Source organism: Thioclava sp. DLFJ5-1, assembly GCF_002020115.1.
GTDB lineage: Bacteria > Pseudomonadota > Alphaproteobacteria > Rhodobacterales > Rhodobacteraceae > Thioclava > Thioclava sediminum.
The window spans coordinates 336109-353337 of record NZ_MPZU01000004.1 but is presented as its reverse complement, the minus strand read 5'-3'; the positions used below and the strand labels follow the sequence as shown (position 1 = coordinate 353337).

At 64.6% G+C, this 17229-nt stretch carries 14 protein-coding genes; 13 read left to right on the top strand and 1 reads right to left on the bottom strand.

Going from position 1 to position 17229, the window contains the following annotated elements; all coding sequences use genetic code 11:
• The first annotated feature begins 462 nt into the window (after positions 1-462).
• The 3 genes from BMI86_RS14485 to cysK all read left to right on the top strand — a co-directional run bounded on the left by BMI86_RS14485 (position 463) and on the right by cysK (position 4054).
• Complete coding sequence (locus BMI86_RS14485; RefSeq protein ID WP_078542022.1) at positions 463-1470, top strand: glycosyltransferase; 1008 nt, start codon at positions 463-465, stop codon at positions 1468-1470.
• 67 nt (positions 1471-1537) lie between these two features.
• Entirely contained in the window at positions 1538-2497 is a 960-nt protein-coding gene (locus tag BMI86_RS14480; RefSeq protein WP_078542021.1) for a glycosyltransferase family 2 protein, read from the top strand.
• Positions 2498-3088: 591 nt separating this feature from the next.
• Entirely contained in the window at positions 3089-4054 is a 966-nt protein-coding gene (gene cysK / locus BMI86_RS14475) for a cysteine synthase A (RefSeq protein ID WP_078542020.1), read from the top strand.
• On the opposite strand, the gene BMI86_RS14470 is transcribed toward cysK, so the two are convergent.
• Complete coding sequence (locus BMI86_RS14470; RefSeq protein WP_078542019.1) at positions 4009-5427, bottom strand: serine hydrolase; 1419 nt, start codon at positions 5425-5427, stop codon at positions 4009-4011. The genes cysK and BMI86_RS14470 overlap by 46 nt on opposite strands.
• 257 nt (positions 5428-5684) lie before the next feature.
• On the opposite strand from BMI86_RS14470, the gene BMI86_RS14465 reads away from it, so the two are divergent.
• From BMI86_RS14465 to BMI86_RS14420, 10 genes are all read left to right on the top strand, one after another.
• Positions 5685-7076: an ATP-binding protein gene (locus BMI86_RS14465; protein WP_078542018.1), complete on the top strand. Its 1392-nt coding sequence runs from the start codon at positions 5685-5687 to the stop codon at positions 7074-7076.
• Positions 7073-8071: a HupU protein gene (locus tag BMI86_RS14460; RefSeq protein ID WP_078542017.1), complete on the top strand. Its 999-nt coding sequence runs from the start codon at positions 7073-7075 to the stop codon at positions 8069-8071. Before BMI86_RS14465 ends, BMI86_RS14460 begins: the two co-directional genes overlap by 4 nt.
• Positions 8068-9495 (top strand): nickel-dependent hydrogenase large subunit, encoded by a 1428-nt coding sequence (locus tag BMI86_RS14455; RefSeq protein WP_078542016.1) that lies wholly within the window; start codon positions 8068-8070, stop codon positions 9493-9495. Before BMI86_RS14460 ends, BMI86_RS14455 begins: the two co-directional genes overlap by 4 nt.
• A gap of 102 nt (positions 9496-9597) precedes the next feature.
• On the top strand, positions 9598-11862 hold the full coding sequence (gene hypF, locus BMI86_RS14450) for a carbamoyltransferase HypF (protein ID WP_078542015.1): 2265 nt from the start codon (positions 9598-9600) through the stop codon (positions 11860-11862).
• A 225-nt stretch (positions 11863-12087) separates the two neighbouring features.
• A complete protein-coding gene (locus tag BMI86_RS14445; RefSeq protein ID WP_078542014.1) occupies positions 12088-13164 on the top strand; it encodes a hydrogenase small subunit in 1077 nt (358 codons plus the stop codon).
• 3 nt (positions 13165-13167) lie between these two features.
• A complete protein-coding gene (locus tag BMI86_RS14440; RefSeq protein WP_078520442.1) occupies positions 13168-14964 on the top strand; it encodes a nickel-dependent hydrogenase large subunit in 1797 nt (598 codons plus the stop codon).
• Positions 14965-14978: 14 nt separating this feature from the next.
• Positions 14979-15164, top strand: coding sequence for a hypothetical protein (locus BMI86_RS14435; RefSeq protein ID WP_038145392.1), 186 nt, complete (start codon positions 14979-14981; stop codon positions 15162-15164).
• 5 nt (positions 15165-15169) lie between these two features.
• Positions 15170-15946 carry a Ni/Fe-hydrogenase, b-type cytochrome subunit gene (gene cybH, locus BMI86_RS14430; RefSeq protein WP_078542013.1) on the top strand — a complete coding sequence of 259 codons (777 nt, stop codon included), beginning with the start codon at positions 15170-15172 and terminating at the stop codon, positions 15944-15946.
• A 320-nt stretch (positions 15947-16266) separates the two neighbouring features.
• Positions 16267-16899 (top strand): HyaD/HybD family hydrogenase maturation endopeptidase, encoded by a 633-nt coding sequence (locus tag BMI86_RS14425; protein ID WP_078542012.1) that lies wholly within the window; start codon positions 16267-16269, stop codon positions 16897-16899.
• On the top strand, positions 16899-17219 hold the full coding sequence (locus BMI86_RS14420; RefSeq protein WP_078542011.1) for a HypC/HybG/HupF family hydrogenase formation chaperone: 321 nt from the start codon (positions 16899-16901) through the stop codon (positions 17217-17219). Before BMI86_RS14425 ends, BMI86_RS14420 begins: the two co-directional genes overlap by 1 nt.
• Positions 17220-17229 lie beyond the last annotated feature (10 nt).

The following is a 17229-nucleotide window of genomic DNA, read 5'->3' as shown; positions in this document are numbered from 1 at the left end:
TGCCGCGCGGCATGCGGAAACGTCGCGCGAATATCCAAGGCGCTTAGAAACTGTGCGTAATGTGAACGAATAATCGGCGGCGCTTTCTGCGCTGCAGCGAGGTCGTTTGGCGCTTCGGTAGCGATTCTATTTACGCAATGAGTGTTCTTTCGACGCGCGCTCTGAGAAAACCCGGTTGGTTGCCTATTCAGAATTAGGGTTTGCGGAAATTCGTTAGTGGGTTGTCGATAAAATGCCTGCTGAATAGGCGCTTGGCATCTTTTGCACCTTTCACTGCTGAGTGATTGTGCGTCCATGGCTGCACGAGTGGCGGGAATTGCCTGCGGGCTGGCTCGGAGCGGCGCGTCATGGAAACCCTTGGAGGACATCTGAAGTGCATAGGGCGTCGCGTGCGGGGCATGTGATCCCCTAAAAGCCACTTCGGTTTGCGGCGCGATCGCAGCGCGAAGGGGAAGGTGGACGTTGGCTGGGGCAGCTTTCACGAACAAGGTTATTCCCGTCTTCTATGACGGTTACGAGATGCGCGCCTGGGAGATGCCTCTGGGGCGGCAGCTTTCGCAGCTGCGCGGGGTTGCGCGGCGCAGCTACCGCAAGCTGAAGCGAAAGCAGCCCTATACCGGGTTCTTCACGGCGTTCCTGAACCTGACGGAAAGTCTGCGGCGAAACGGGTATGACGTTCGGATCAATGATTTCGCGCTCGCTCGTCGGTCACCGGACAGACCGATCGCCATTGCCGGTCATCAGTCCGTCTGGAGCGATGTCGATCTGCCCAATCCGACCCTGTTCGGGCCCGGCTGGGTTCCCTATCCGGATCGCGCAGAGGCGATGCTGGCCGAGCGGAACTACCAGATCGTGACGCAGCCGTCGGAATGGCCGATCCGGCTTTATACACCGCAGGTCGCCGCGAAAATGGCCCCGATGTTCGTCGGGATCGATACGGATCGCTGGCCGCTTCTCGCTGAGAACCGCAAGCAGATCGACTGTGTCATCTACAACAAGATCCGCTGGAACCACGCTGCGCGAGAGGCGGATACGATGCAGCCGCTGCGGGCCATGCTCGAACGCCGCGGCCTGAGTTCGGTCGAGCTGAAATATGGCGAGCACGAGTTGGCCGAGTATCGCAGCGCCTTGGCCAAGGGGCGGGCGTTGATCTTCGTGACCGAGCACGAAACCCAGGGCCTTGCTTATCAGGAGGCGATGTCTTCCGGCGTTCCGGTTTTCGCGTGGGACGAGGGCGAACTCGTCGACCCGCTCGGTGCCAAGTTTGTCCCCGAAGGCTTGGAAGTCTCGGCCGTTCCTTATTTTGACGATCGATGCGGGCTGCGTTGGACGCGTGCGAACATGGAAGACCGGTTCGAGGACTTCTGGGCGCGGTTGCCGGAATATCAGCCGCGCGAATACATCCTCGATGAGCTTTCCCTCGAGCGCGGCGCTCGGCGCTTTCTGGACCTGTTTGAGAGGATCGCGTGATGCCGAACTGTAAACGTCCGGGGTGCTGCGGTCGGTCAGGCCTCTTTTTGACGAGGAGGGTGTTCTAATGCCGTTAGCGCTCGTGCGAATGCCGACCTATCGGCGCCCCGACCTGTTGCGGCGCGCCATAGGCACGCTTCAGGCGCAGACCTTCGAGGACTGGGTTTGTGAGGTGCGCGATGACTGCCCCGATGCGAGCGGCCGCGCGATGGTCGAAGAGATTGGCGATCCGCGGGTTCACTACGTGCAGAATCGCCCGCAGAAATTCATGACGCGCAATCTCGATGACTGCTTTCTCAAGGAGAACCCCTACAAGGCCGATTACTTCTGCATGCTGGAAGACGACAACCAAGTCTTCCCGGAATATCTTGCGCGCGGGCACGAGATTTGCACCCAGCAGGGAGTGAACCTCTGCATGCTGAGCCAGGTCATCGAGCACGAAAGCCGGACGCCAAACGCCTATCTCGGCGACAAGGGCATCTTCGATGATGTCTATGACGAGCGCACTTACACGCCCGAAGAGGTCCATCTGGCGATCTTCGGATCGATCGGCGTGTCGAACGGTGCGCTGTTCTGGTCGCGCAAGATGCAGGGCAGTCTGGCGGTGAAGGTCGATACGATCCCGACGCTGGAGGAATATCTGCGCACGGCTCTGATCTCCGAACCTGTCTATGTCTGTCGCGAACGGCTGGCCGCGTGGGCAGAGAACGAGACATCGACCACTCGCAATCTGGGCCTCGACAAGGGGTGGCTGCGTCGCGAACTTGATCTCAAGGCGTCGATCACGCGGCTTCAACGAGCGATCTGGGGCCGAACCTCGCCAGAGGCGAAAGACGCATTTCTGGCTGGCGAGGTTCTGCGGATACCGCGTTCGGCACGGATCGAGGCGCTCCAGAAGGCGGGGATTGCGGCGAATGGCGTGCCGGGAAATTTCCAGCCGAAGGCGATCCTGAAGCGGAATGCCGTGCGCTTTGTCGGCCGCGCTCATTCCTCTGTAGATGCCACTTTGCCGAGAGTAAGTAACTGAATTTAACACGCATTAAGTGTGTGAAAACAGAACGTTCCGCCGCGAATAGCTGACGGTCAGGCGATTCCCTCGTGTCTTGCGCAGGGGTTTTCGGCCAGCCGCCGCCGATCGCAATTTCGATAAATTCAGGAATCCAGCCCGTAAATGCGCGTTTTTTAAGCATTTTCGGGTGACTTTTTAATGCGCGCGCAACCGCGGATTGAATCGCCGCAAAAACCGCTAGTGGTTCGTCAGAGCTGTGTAACCCTTTCTATATTCAATCAAACGTGGGGGTATATGTGGTGATTGAGAATTCTCGAAGCAAAAATGACGCCATCCGGTATGAGCGACCCAAATTGAAACATTTGGGGTCTCTCGAAGATCTGACGCATGGCGGCCGCGGTCGCGGACACAAGGATGACGATTATGACGGACACGGCTCGTACTGTCCGCCGGATTTGGCCTTCTCGTAACGGCGTTCGGAAAGCTCCGGGTGCTGCCAGTTGCCCGGTAAAGAAGTGGAAGCCTCGCAGCGATGCGAGGCTTTCGTCTTTCCCTTCCGCGCGTGTTGCTCTTTGATGGCGCGGCAAACGACAGGAAGGGAGCGCGCGCATGCCACGTATTTACGAAGACAATTCGCTCAGCATCGGAAACACGCCGCTGGTGCGGCTCAACCGCATGACCGAAGGCGCGGGCGCGACCGTTCTGGCCAAGATCGAAGGGCGCAACCCGGCGTGGTCGGTAAAGTGCCGCGTCGGTGCGAACATGATCTGGGACGCGGAGGAACGCGGCGTGCTCGGTCCCGGCAAGGAGATCGTCGAGCCGACCTCGGGCAACACCGGGATCGCGCTGGCCTTCGTCGCCGCTTCGCGCGGCATCCCGATCACGCTGACCATGCCCGACACGATGAGCATCGAACGGCGCAAGCTGCTGCTGGCCTATGGCGCGAAGCTCGTGCTGACCGAAGGCGCGCAGGGCATGAAGGGTGCGATCGCCAAGGCCGAGGAGATCGCCGCCTCCGATCCCGACCGCTACGTGTTGCTCCAGCAGTTCAACAACCCCGCGAACCCCGAGATTCACGAGAAGACCACGGGGCCGGAGATTTTCGAGGATACCGATGGCGTGGTCGATATCTTCGTCGCGGGCGTCGGCACGGGCGGCACGATCACCGGCGTTTCGCGCTATCTGAAAAAGGAAAAGGGTCTGCCTGTGATCTCGGTCGCGGTCGAGCCAGAGGCCAGCCCCGTTCTCACGCAGGCCCGCGCAGGCGAGGCGCTGCACCCCGGTCCGCACAAGATCCAGGGCATCGGGGCGGGCTTCGTGCCGAAAGTGCTCGACATGGAACTGGTGGACCGGATCGAGCAGGTCAGCAATGACGAGGCGATCGAGACCGCCCGGCGGTTGGCGCGCGAGGAGGGTATCCTCGCCGGGATCTCCTGCGGCGCGGCTGCGGCTGCGGCCCTGCGCCTCGCGCGCGAACCGGAGAATGCGGGCAAGACCATCGTCGTCGTGCTGCCGGATTCGGGCGAGCGTTACCTGTCTTCGGCGCTGTTCGAGGGGATGTTCGACGAAGCGTGAGCCGTGGCCTTCGCCGCGTCCAGCAGTGCCGCCACCAGCTTCTGTGGGCGGTAGTTCAGGTCCGACGGCGTCAGTCCCATCCGCACCACGACCATATCGGCCGAGGGGATCACGGTGACGGTCTGCCCGTCATGCCCCTCGAGCCAATAGGTGTCGGCAGGCAGCCCGAACCGCGCGTCATCGCCCGCTTTCTGTTGATTGCTCGGCCCCGCGAGCCATGTCATGCCCTGCCCATAGACCCCGTCGGTCGGGGCGGGCGCATGCATCCGCTGCACAAATTCGGCGGGCAGCAATTGCCGACCATCCCATTTGCCATCCTGTAGCAGGAACTGGCCGAAGCGCGCCCAGTCCCGCGCGGTGGCGTAGAGGTAGGAGCTGCCCACGAAGGTCCCGGAGGCGTCGCTCTCGAGCGTAGCCGAGCTCATTCCGAGCGGATCGAACAGCTTGCGGCGCGGCCAGGCGAGCGCGGTGGAAGTGTCGCCCACCGCATCTTGCCAGATGCGCGAGAGCAGCACGGCGGTGCCGCTGGAATAGCTGAAATGAGTGCCCGGCGGATGTTCGAGCGGCTGCGAGGCCGCGAATTCCGCCATGTCCGGCTCGAGATAGAGCATCCGCGTCACATCCGAGACGTCGCCGTAATCCTCGTTGAAGCGCAGCCCGCTCGACATCGACATCAGCTGCGCGACGGTGATCTTCGCACGGTCGTCGCCCTGCCATTCGGGCAGCAGATCGCTTTGGTCCATCCGCAGTTTGCCCGCCTCGATCGCGGTGCCGATAAGGGCCGCAGTGACGGTCTTCGTCATCGACCAGCCCAGAAGCGGCGTCGCGGCATCGAAGCCATCGCCGTAGCGTTCGGCCACCAGCTTGCCATCCTTGATCACCACCACCGCGCGCATCCCCGGCCCGGTCAGTGCATCGTCGCGCAAAACCGCATCGAAGCGGCCTTGCCCGGTCAGGTCGGTTTTCGATCCCGTCGGCCAGAGGGCGGCGCTTTTGCTGGGCCCCGGCGCGGGCGGGGCGCTTTGATCGCCGGCGTCGGCCAGATTGCCATCGGGGTAGGTCGCGCAGCCAAGGCCCACGCGCTCCTCGGCGGTCGTGGGCGCGATGATCCCGGCGAAGGCGGCTCGGACCCGGCCTGCCCGGCGATCCGTGCTGACCCAGAAGGCGCGCAGCAACGGGTTGCCCGGCGCCTGCACATCGGTTTCGAGAACTTCATCGGGGTCACGGCCTTGCAGCGCTTCCGCCGAGCAGGTGATCTTCGCGCTATAGCCAGCGCCGACGCGCAGCAGTTCCGGCGGCACGATTACCGCGTAGAGCACCGCCACCACGACAAGCCCGCCGATCCCGGCAAGCACCGCTTTCCATCCCCGCATCTCGTCCTCCCTCGGGTTCCCGCCGCGCCGGACGCGCCAAGTCACCCGCCTGTTTGCACTCGCGCTGTAGTTTTGGCAAAGCGCGCGGCCTTGCCAAGAGGGCGAGGCGCGGACTGACGGAAGGTCATCTTGGGGTATGGTGTGTCTTTTGACACGAAATGCGCCCCTCGGTGCGGGAGCCGAGATCATGGACTGAACGCCGCGAATGGGCTAGCGATAAGGGATGGGCGCCCTTTGCGCCCGGCTTTGAGAGTGTCATGTCGCGCGAGTCCGCACCCGATAGCCAGCACCCCTTGGACCCGACCTTGGCCGGGCTGCTGCGCCACGCGCCGGGCGCGGATGAGGGGGAGGGCGAAGACGTCTGGTTCGATGTGCTCTCGGCGGTCGACCGGACCTATGCCGATCTGGTGGACTATCAGGAGCGGCTGGAGCAGCAGAACCACGAGTTGGAGGATCTGCGCTCTTTCCTCGGGTCGATCCTCGCCTCAGTGTCGGATGCGCTGATCGTGATTTCGCGCTCGGGCGAGGTGCTGGAAACCTCGGCCTCGGTCGCCAGCCTGACGGGCGAGCCGCCCGGCGCGTGGCACGGTCGCAAGCTTGCAGGCATGTTCGACTCGCGCTCGGTCGAGGCCTTGGACCGCGGGTTGGCGGAGGCTGCGAATACACGCAAGCCGGTGACGATCGAAGCGGCGCTGAGCGGGCCGGAAGGCCCCGCGCCGCTGGAACTGTCGATCAGCCCGCGCATGGACGAGCGGTCGCGCATCGCGGGCTACGTGCTGACCGGGCGGCCCTTGGGCGAGTTGCGCCAGGCCTATTCCGAGCTGGAGCGCAGCCACGAAGAACTGAAATCGACGCAGGCGCAGCTGGTGCGCAACGAGAAACTGGCCTCGCTGGGCCGTCTTCTCGCTGGCGTCGCGCATGAGCTGAACAACCCGATTTCCTTCGTCTACGCGAATACCCATGCGCTGGAACGCTATGCGGGCAAGTTCGAAGCCTATTTCGAGAAAGTGCAGGCCGGAGCGGATCGCGAAGCGCTGATCGCCCTGCGAGAGGAGCTGAAGCTCGACCGCGAAATCCGCAACCTGCGGTCGGCCATCGAGGGGGCGCGCGACGGGGCCGAACGGGTGCGCGACATCGTCGAGGATCTGCGAAGGCTGAGTGCCGAAGGCTCGGGCGAGATGGTCGTCTTCGATCTGGTCGAGACCGCGCGGGTGGCGGCGAACTGGGTGCAGCGCGGCTCCAAGGCCGGGGTCGAGATCGCCTTCACCGGCGCGAAGACGCTGCAGGTTCGCGGTCGGCAGGGGCATATCCAGCAGGTCGTGATGAACCTCGTGCAAAATGCCATCGACGCGCTCTCGGGGCTGGAAGAGGGCACCGGCCGGATCGAGGTCGATGCGCGCGTGATGGAGGGGCGCGGGACGCTTTCGGTTGGCGACAATGGCCCCGGCGTGACCGAGGAGTTGACGCAGGCCATCTTCGATCCGTTCTTCACCACCAAGGCGGTGGGTGCGGGCACGGGGCTGGGCCTCGCGATCAGCCATAAGATCATCGAGGAACATGGCGGGCGTCTGCGGCTCTGCCTGAAAGGGTCGGCGCTGGGCGGGGCCTGTTTCTCCTTCGATCTGGAACTGGGCGAGGGGGCGGAATGAAGGTTCTCTGGCTGCAAGCGGCAGGCTGCGGCGGCTGCACCATGTCGCTCCTTTGCGCGGAATCCCCGAATGTCTTCGACACGCTTGGCGGCGCGGGGATCGAGTTCCTCTGGCATCCGACCGTCAGCCTCGAGACCGGGGCGGAGGTGCGCGCGATTTTCGAGGCGGTCGAGAGCGGCGAGATCGCGCTGGACGTGCTGGCCGTCGAGGGCTCGATCGCGCGCGGGCCGCGCGGGACGGGCAAGTTCCAGATGGTCTCCGGCACCGGGCGTTCGATGCTCGACTGGGTGGTGAGCCTCGCGCCGAAAGCCCGCCATGTCGTCGCGATGGGCACCTGCGCGACCTATGGTGGCGTGACCTCGGCGGGCGGAAACCCCTCCGATGCGGTCGGCGTGCAATATGACGGGGCGCTGCCGGGCGGGGCGCTGCCGGTGGAGTTTCGCTCGGGCTCGGGCCTGCCGGTGATCAACGTGGCGGGCTGCCCGACCCATCCCGACTGGGTGACCGAGACGCTTTTGCTGCTGAATGAAGGCGCGCTGGGGGCGGAAGATCTCGACGCTTTCGGGCGGCCTTTGTTCTATGCCAAGCATCTCGTCCATCACGGTTGCTCGAAAAACGAGTTCTACGAATACAAGGCCTCGGCGGTTGAGCTGTCCGATATCGGCTGCATGATGGAGAACTTGGGCTGCATCGGCACGCAGGCCGTGGGCGACTGCAATATCCGGCCGTGGAACGGTGACGGGTCGTGCACCTCGGGCGGATACCCCTGCATCAACTGCACCGCGCCCGAATTCGAGGAACCGCGCCATTCATTCACCGAGACGCCGAAGATCGCAGGCATCCCGGTGGGCCTTCCGACCGATATGCCCAAAGCGTGGTTCATGGCGCTCGCCTCGCTGTCGAAAGCGGCGACGCCTGAGCGGATCGCGAAGAACGCGGTTGCCGACCGGGTCGAGGTGACGCCGACGATCCGCAAGCCGAAAGGACGCAGATGACTGAGACGCCGCGCCTCGTCGTGGGCCCGTTCAACCGGGTCGAGGGCGATCTGGAAGTGCATCTCGATCTCGCCGGTGGGACGGTGGCCGAGGCCCGCGTGAACTCGCCGCTCTATCGCGGGTTCGAGCGGATGCTGGAAGGCAAAGACCCGCGCGATGCGCTGACGATCACGCCGCGGATTTGCGGCATCTGCTCGATCAGCCAGTCGGCGGCGGCGGCGCGCGCGCTGGGCGCGGCGATGGGGCTGGAGCCCACGCCGCAGGGCGCGGGTATGGCGGCGCTGATCCATGCGGTCGAGAATGTCTCGGACCACCTGTTCCACTTCAACCTGTTCTTCATGCCCGATTTCATCCGCCCCGTGTATGCGGACAGGCCGTGGTTCGACCGGGCTGTGGCGCGTTTTACCCCCGCCGAGGGCGGCGCGCAGCGCGCGGCGGTTTCGGCACGCGCCGAGCTGATGCATATCCTCGGGCTGATGGCGGGCAAATGGCCCCATACGCTCGCGATCCAGCCGGGCGGCGTCACGCGCGCGCCCGGACCGCGCGACAAGGTGCGCATCGAGACGACGTTGCGCGCTTTCCGGCGCTATCTGGAGGAGGTCGTTTTCGGCGGCTCGCTGGAGGCGTTCTGTGCGATCGAGACCGTCGATCAGTTGATGGCGTGGGAGACGGGCGATGCGGGGCTGTTTCTGCGCATCGCGGCCGATCTGGATCTGGACCAGTTGGGGCGCGGCTCGGGCCGGTATATGAGCTTCGGAGCCTATCCGCTGGCCGAAGGGTTCGGCTTTGGGCGCGGGCTGTGGGACGGGGCCTTGGGCGCGGTCGATTTCGGCGCGATCACGGAAGACCTCAGCCATGCGTGGATGCTGGGGGCGCAGGCCCATCCTTGGCAGGGCGAGACACGGCCCGACGAGGCGATGCGCGAAGCCGCCTACAGCTGGTGCAAGGCGCCGCGGCTGAACGGGCAGACGGTGGAGACCGGCGCGCTCGCGCGGCAGGTCGTGGACGGGCATCCGCTGGCGCGTGCGCTGGCGGGCGGCGGCGTGTTGGCGCGGGTCGTGGGGCGGCTGTTGGAATTGGCGCGGACGCAAGCCTTCATGGAGGGGCTGGCGAAAGGCATCGACCCGGCTGCTGCGTTCATGGTGCAGGGCGATTTGCCCGAGGCAGGGCAGGGCGCGGGACTGGTGGAGGCCGCGCGGGGCGCGCTGGGCCATTGGTTGCGGATCGAGGACGGGCGCATCGCTTCCTATCAGATCATCGCGCCCACGACGTGGAATTTCAGCCCGCGCGACGCGGAGGGTGTGCCGGGCCCGCTGGAGGCCGCGCTGGTCGGCGCGCCGGTCTCGGCGGGTGAGACCACGCCGGTCTCGGTGCAGCATATCGTGCGCAGCTTCGATCCCTGCATGGTCTGCACGGTGCATTGAGTAAGTTGGGGCTCTGTCCCTGCCATCGCCGGAGGGCGAGAAACGTTGAAGAATATGGGGGCGCTGCCCCCAAACCCCCGGGATATTTGAGCCAAGAGGAAGATGCAGGGTTTCGAGATCAGGGTGCGCGGGCAGGTGCAGGGGGTGGGTTTTCGCCCCTTCATCTGGCGGCTTGCGCAGGAGCGCGGGCTTGCGGGCCATGTGCTCAACGATCCCGAGGGGGTGCTGATCCGGGTCGCGGGGGCACTGGACGGTTTGGCCAAGGCGATCTCGGATGAGGCACCGCCGCTTGCGCGGATCGATGCGGTGGAGGTGTCTGAGTTTGTGTTCGATGCTGCACCCGAGGAGTTCGAGATCGTGGCCTCGCAAGGGGCGGGGGCCGAGACGCGGGTGACGCCGGATGCGGCGACCTGTCCGGACTGTCTTGCGGAAATACGGGGCGACGGGCGCAGGCGGCACTACGCGTTCACGAACTGCACCCATTGCGGGCCGCGTTTCACGATCCTGCGCGCGCTACCTTATGACCGGGCGCAAACGACGATGGCGCCCTTCGAAATGTGTCCGGCCTGTCGCGCGGAATATGAGAACCCGGCGGATCGACGTTTTCACGCGCAGCCGATCGCCTGTCCCGAGTGCGGGCCGCGGGTGTGGCTGGAGATGGGCGGGGAAGAGCGTCCCGCCGAAGAGGTCGGAGCGGTTTTGCGGGGCGGGGGCATCGTCGCAGTGAAGGGCTTGGGCGGGTTTCATCTCGCCTGCGATGCGAGCAATGCCGAGGCCGTGGCGCTGTTGCGGGAGCGTAAGCGCAGGCCCGCCAAACCCTTCGCGCTGATGGGCGAGATCGAGACGATCCGGCGCTACGCCAAGGTCTCGGAAGCCGAGGCGGAATTGCTGCGCGACCCTGCGGCGCCGATCGTGTTGCTGCAAAAGGCGGGGGAGGCTTTGCCGGAGACGGTGGCGCCCGGGCAGGACAGCCTCGGCTGGATGCTGCCCTATACGCCGCTGCATCATCTGTTGCTTCGCGAATGGGCGCGGGGGGAAGAGGGGCGCCCCTTGGTGATGACCTCGGGCAATCTCTCGGGCGAGCCACAGGTGATCGGAAACGGTGAGGCTCGGGAGAAGCTAGCTGGCTTCGTCGATGCCTATCTGATGCATGACCGCGACATTGCGCGGCGGCTCGATGACAGCGTCGTGCGGGCCGATCCGCCGATGGTGCTGCGCCGCGCGCGGGGGCAGGTGCCGGGCACCTTGCCGCTGCCCGACGGGTTCGAGGGCGCGCCGCAGGTCGTTGGCTATGGCGGGCAGATGAAGGCCGCGATCTGCCTGATCAAGAACGGGCAGGCGCTGCTTGGCCATCATCTGGGCGAGCTGGACGAGGCGCTGACTTGCGAGGCGTTCGAGCAGGCCGATGCGGATTATGCGGCGCTGTTCGCTCATCGCCCCGAGGTCGTGGCGGTCGATCTGCATCCCGATTTTCGGGCCTCGCGCCATGGGGCGGAACGGGCTGTGCGGGAGGGGTTGCGGCTAATCGAGGTACAGCATCACCACGCGCATCTCGCGGCCTGTATGGCCGAGAACGGTTGGCCGCTGGAGGGCGGCAAGGTCGCGGGGATCGTGCTCGATGGGCTTGGCTTGGGGCCCGATGGCACGGTCTGGGGCGGCGAGCTGCTGCTGGGCGATTACCTTGGCTTCGCGCGGCGCGGCTGGCTTGAGCCCGCGCCGCTGATCGGTGGCGACCGGGCGCAGGCAGAGCCGTGGCGCAACGCGCTGGTGCGGCTCGACGCGGCTGGGCTGGAAGGGCTGGCCGACAGCCTGTTCTCCGAGGCTCCGCGCGATCTGGCGCGTCAGGCGGCGGCGAAGGGGATCAACGCGCCGCTGTCGTCGTCGGCGGGGCGCCTCTTCGATGCGGTGGCGGCCTGCCTCGGGATTTGCCCGATGCGGCAGAGCTATGAGGGCGAGGCCGCGATGCGGTTCGAGGCGCTGGCGACGCACGCGCTGGCCCACGGGGAGTCGGCGGAGGCCGGGGCCTATGCGTTCGCGGATGCGGGCGATGTGCTCGAGACCGGACCGTTTTTTCAGACGCTCGCCGCCGATCTTGCCGCCGGGGTCGCGCCCGAGACAATCGCGCTGCGGTTCCATGCGGCGCTGGCGCAGGGTTTTGCCCGCCGGGCGCGGTCGCTGATCGAAAGCGGGGAGGCGAAAGCCGTGGCGCTGACCGGCGGCGTGTATCAGAACGCGCTGTTGCATCGGCTGACCTGCGCGGCGTTGGACGATCTGCCGGTGCTGAGCCATCGCACGCTGCCGGCGAATGACGGCTCGCTGGCGCTGGGGCAGGCGGTGATTGCTGCGGCGCACTCGGAAAGAGACTGACCGGAATCCCGGAAAGCTGGTCACTGACGTACCAGTGCGGCCCCGCGCTGCACCGGGGTTTTGACCGGCAACACATGGAAAACAAACAGGAATTCGCGCCTGCGACATCCTGTCATTATTTCGTTCTGTTCGCGGACCCGACCTGCCAATCCTGAGATCACACATGCGTATTCCCCTCGGGAGGAGGGAGAATCCGGTCATCGGGATCACAGAGGGAGGGACACTTTGCCTGCGATCGAAACCTTTTACGACGTGATGCGTCGGCAGGGGATTACCCGCCGCAGCTTCATGAAATATTGCTCGCTGACGGCGGCGGCGCTGGGTCTCGGCCCGGCCTATGTGCCCAAGATCGCCCATGCGATGGAAACCAAGCCGCGCACCCCGGTGATCTGGGTGCACGGGCTCGAATGTACCTGTTGTTCGGAAAGCTTCATCCGCTCGGCCCACCCGCTGGCCAAGGATGTCGTGCTCTCGATGATCTCGCTCGACTATGACGACACGCTGATGGCGGCGGCGGGCGCGCAGGCGGAAGCCGCGCTGCAGGACACGATCGACAAATATAAAGGGAATTACATCCTCGCCGTGGAGGGCAATCCGCCGCTCAACGAAGACGGGATGTACTGCATCGTGGGCGGCAAGCCCTTCGTGGATCAACTCCGCCACGCTGCCGAGCACGCGAAAGCCATTATCTCCTGGGGCGCCTGCGCTTCCTATGGCTGCGTGCAGGCTGCCGCCCCGAACCCGACGCGCGCCACCCCGGTGCACAAGGTCATCACCGACAAGCCGATCATCAAGGTGCCGGGCTGCCCGCCCATCGCCGAGGTGATGACCGGCGTGATTACCTACATGCTGACCTTCGACCGGATGCCCGAACTGGACCGTCAGGGCCGCCCGCAGATGTTCTATTCGCAGCGCATCCACGACAAATGCTACCGCCGTCCGCATTTCGACGCCGGTCAGTTCGTCGAGACCTGGGACGACGAGAACGCGCGCAAGGGCTATTGCCTCTACAAGATGGGCTGCAAAGGGCCGACCACCTACAACGCGTGCTCGACCGTGCGCTGGAACGAGGGTGTCAGCTTCCCGATCCAGTCGGGTCACGGCTGTATCGGCTGTTCCGAGGACGGGTTCTGGGATCAGGGCTCCTTCTACGACCGGCTCACCAACATCAAGCAATTCGGGATCGAAGCGAATGCCGATGTGGTCGGCGGCACCACGGCGGCCGTCGTCGGCGGTGCGGTGGCAGTTCACGCTGCCGTCTCCGCGCTCAAACGCGCCCAGAAGAAGAACGAGGAGGCGTAATCCATGTCGGTTCTCAACACGCCGAACGGCTATACGATGGACAATTCGGGCAAGCGGGTCGTCGTCGACCCGGTGACCCGGATCGAAGGTCACATGCGCTGCGAAGTGAATGTGGACGAAAACAACATGATCACCAACGCGGTCTCGACCGGCACGATGTGGCGCGGGCTCGAGGTGATCCTGAAGGGCCGCGATCCGCGCGACGCCTGGGCCTTCACCGAGCGGATCTGTGGCGTCTGCACCGGCACCCACGCGCTGACCTCGGTCCGTGCGGTGGAAGATGCGCTGGGGATCCAGATCCCCGACAATGCAAATTCGATCCGGAACATGATGCAGCTCGCGCTGCAGATCCATGACCACATCGTGCATTTCTATCACCTGCACGCGCTCGATTGGGTCAATCCGGTCAACGCTCTGCGCGCGGACCCGAAGGCGACTTCGGAGCTGCAGCAGAAGGTCAGCCCGAGCCATCCGCTCTCCTCCCCAGGCTATTTCCGGGACGTGCAGAACCGTCTCAAGAAATTCGTCGAAAGCGGGCAGCTCGGGCTGTTCAAAAACGGCTATTGGGACAATCCGGCTTATCTGCTGCCGCCGGAAGCGGACCTGATGGCGACGACGCACTATCTGGAGGCGCTCGATCTTCAGAAGGAGATCGTGAAGGTTCACACCATTTTCGGGGGCAAGAACCCGCATCCGAACTGGCTGGTGGGCGGCGTGCCGTGCCCGATCAATATCGACGGCGTCGGCTCGGTCGGTGCGATCAACATGGAGCGGCTGAACCTCGTCTCCTCGATCATCGACAAGTGTCAGGAGTTCAACGAGAACGTCTACATTCCGGACGTGATCGCGATCGGCGGCTTCTACAAGAACTGGCTCTATGGCGGTGGTCTGTCGTCACAGGCCTGCCTTGCCTATGGCGACATCCCGGAGAACCCGAACGACTTCTCGCCCGAGCAGCTTCACCTGCCGCGTGGCGCGATCATCAACGGCAATCTCAACGAGGTGCATGACGTCGATCCGCGCGACCCCGAGCAGGTGCAGGAATTCGTCGATCACTCCTGGTACACCTATGGCGAGCCCGGCAAGGGCCTGCACCCGTGGGATGGCGTGACCGAGCCGCAATACGAGCTCGGGCCAAACGCCAAAGGCACACGGACCAATATCATCGAGCTTGACGAGGCTGCGAAATACAGCTGGATCAAGGCCCCGCGCTGGAAGGGGCACGCGATGGAGGTCGGTCCGCTTGCGCGTTACGTCGTAGGCTACGCCAAGGGTCACGAAGACATCAAGAACCAGGTCGACGGTCTGCTGCGCAAGATGGACCTGCCGCTGAGCGCCGTCTTCTCGACGCTGGGCCGGACCGCGGCGCGGGCGCTGGAATCCGAGTATTGCTCGCGTCTGCAGCGGCACTTCTTCGACAAGATGATGACCAACATCAAGAATGGCGACGAAAGCACCGCCAATGTCGAGAAATGGGATCCGTCGAGCTGGCCGAAAGAGGCCAAGGGCGTCGGCATGACCGAGGCTCCGCGCGGCGCGCTGGGGCATTGGGTCAAGATCAAGGACGGGCGCATCGAGAACTACCAATGCGTCGTGCCCACCACCTGGAACGGTTCGCCCCGTGACACGCAGGGCAATATCGGTGCCTTCGAGGCGTCGCTGATGAACACCAAGGTGGAGCGTCCCGAAGAGCCGGTCGAGATCCTGCGCACCCTGCACAGCTTCGATCCGTGCCTTGCCTGTTCGACCCATGTGATGTCGCCCGACGGCGAAGAGCTCACCACCGTCAAGGTGCGCTGAGGGAGGAGGAAATCATGAAGAAACTCGCATTCGCTTTCAGCATGATCGCAGGTCCCGCGCTGGCCCATCCGGGTCACGCGGTGGCCCCCGGCGCGGAAGGGCACACCATCGCCCATGTCGCGATGGCGGCCGGCGCGATCGCCCTGGCCTATGTGGCCGTCGAAATCGCCCGCGCCGTCAAGCGCGTCCGCAAGGAGTAAGGGCGATGGAGGACACGATCCACACGCCAAACCCCAAGGCGACAGGGGCCTTCGAGGCCTCCCGCCTGACCGGCGACGCGACCGAGGAAGATCTCGACTCGATCCGCCGCCGGACCTCCGTCTATGTCTACGAGGCGCCCGTGCGCCTCTGGCACTGGCTCAACGCGCTGATGATCACGGTGCTGATCGTGACCGGTTTCCTGATCGGTGCGCCCCTGCCGTCGCTGCAGATCGGCGAAGCGACCGAGCAATTCGTTATGGGCTATATCCGCTTCGGCCATTTCGCGGCGGCGCAGGTCCTGACGGTGATCTTCTTCGGGCGCATCTACTGGGCCTTCGTCGGCAATCACCACGCCCGCCAGCTGTTCTACGTGCCGGTCTGGCGCAAGCGCTGGTGGAAAGAGCTGGGGCACGAGCTGCGCTGGTATGCTTTCCTTGAGAAGACGCCGAAGAAATATGTCGGTCACAACCCGCTGGCACAGCTTGCGATGTTCTTCTTCATGACGCTCGGGATCACCTTCATGCTGATCACCGGCTGGGCGCTCTATGCGGAAGGTGCGGGACAGCGCTCTTTGCCCGATACGCTGATGGGCTGGGTGCTGGGTCTCGTGCAGAACTCGCAGAGGCTGCACACGCTGCACCATCTGGGAATGTGGGCCATCGTGATCTTCATGATCGTGCACATCTACGCGGCGATCCGCGAAGACATCATGAGCCGTCAGTCGATGGTCTCCACGATGATCTCCGGCCATCGGACGTTTAAGGACGATCGTATCGAGTAACGGTTCGTGCGGTGGTAGGGCGAACGGGCGCGGGTCAATCCGCGCCCGTTCTGCATTTGGGCCCGGATTCGAGCTGTTTCCAGCGTTGCGCCGCCTGTGGAAGATTTCATTGCGAAAAGCCTGCTTAGATGGAAATATAGTTTCCACTTTGATTGCTTTGATGGCGGCGTGTTTTCCAAGAAAATTTAGTAAAAACAAAGACTAGACAGATTGTCGCAGTTCCGTGCGATTTCCGTGAAACCCGCCCACCTGCAAAGCCTATTGTCGGTTCGAGGCGAGGATGGCAACGCGCTTGCCGCCTCGGGGAGAGGGAGGAAATCATGTTGGACTTTGCGCCGGGCCGGGTGCTCGTTCTGGGTATCGGGAACGTTCTTTGGGCGGATGAGGGCTTCGGCGTGCGTTGCGTCGAGGTCATGGCCGAGACCCGCGCCGTGCCGGACAACGTCAAGCTCTTGGACGGCGGCACGCAGGGCCTGTATCTCCTGCCGTTTCTCGAAGAGGCCGACGCGCTGATCGTCTTCGACGCGATCGATTTCGGGCTGGAGCCGGGCGAGATGCGGGTGCTGCGCGACGCGGACGTGCCCGCCTTCATGGGCGCCAAGAAAATGAGCCTGCACCAGACCGGCTTTCAGGACGTGATCGCCACCGCGCAGCTGATGAACCGCTGCCCGGCGAAGCTGACGCTGATCGGCTGCCAGCCGGTCGAGTTGGAGGATTACGGTGGCGGTCTGCGCCCCGCGGTCGCCGCTCAGATCGAGCCCGCGATCCGCGAATGCGAAGCCGAACTGGCGCGCTGGGGCATTTCGGTCGCGGCAGGCGTGACGCAGGCCGATGACCTCGCCGACGCCTCGATCCGTCGCGGCGCTTACGAAGGGGGCCGCCCGACCGAGGGCGAGGCCTGCCGGATGGGCGATCACCGCTTCTTCCCCGGCGCCGAGAAGGTCCGCGCCTGATGTGCGTCGGCATCCCCGTTCAGCTGCTGGCGGTCGACGGCATCCGCGGCGAGGTTCTCGAAGAGGGGCAGCCCGGCATCATCGACCTGTCGCTGACGCCCGACGCCAAGCCCGGCGACTGGCTTCTGGCCTTTCTCGGGGCCTCTCGCGAGGTGATCACCGAGGACGAGGCGCAAAAGATTTCGGCCGCGCTTGGCGGGCTGCGGGCCCTGATGCAGGGCGGCGATCTGGGCGATGCTTTCGCCGATCTCGACGCCCGCGAACCGCAACTGCCGCCCCATCTGCAAGCCGCGCGCGATGCCGGCAAAACGACTGCCTGAGGAGAGACAC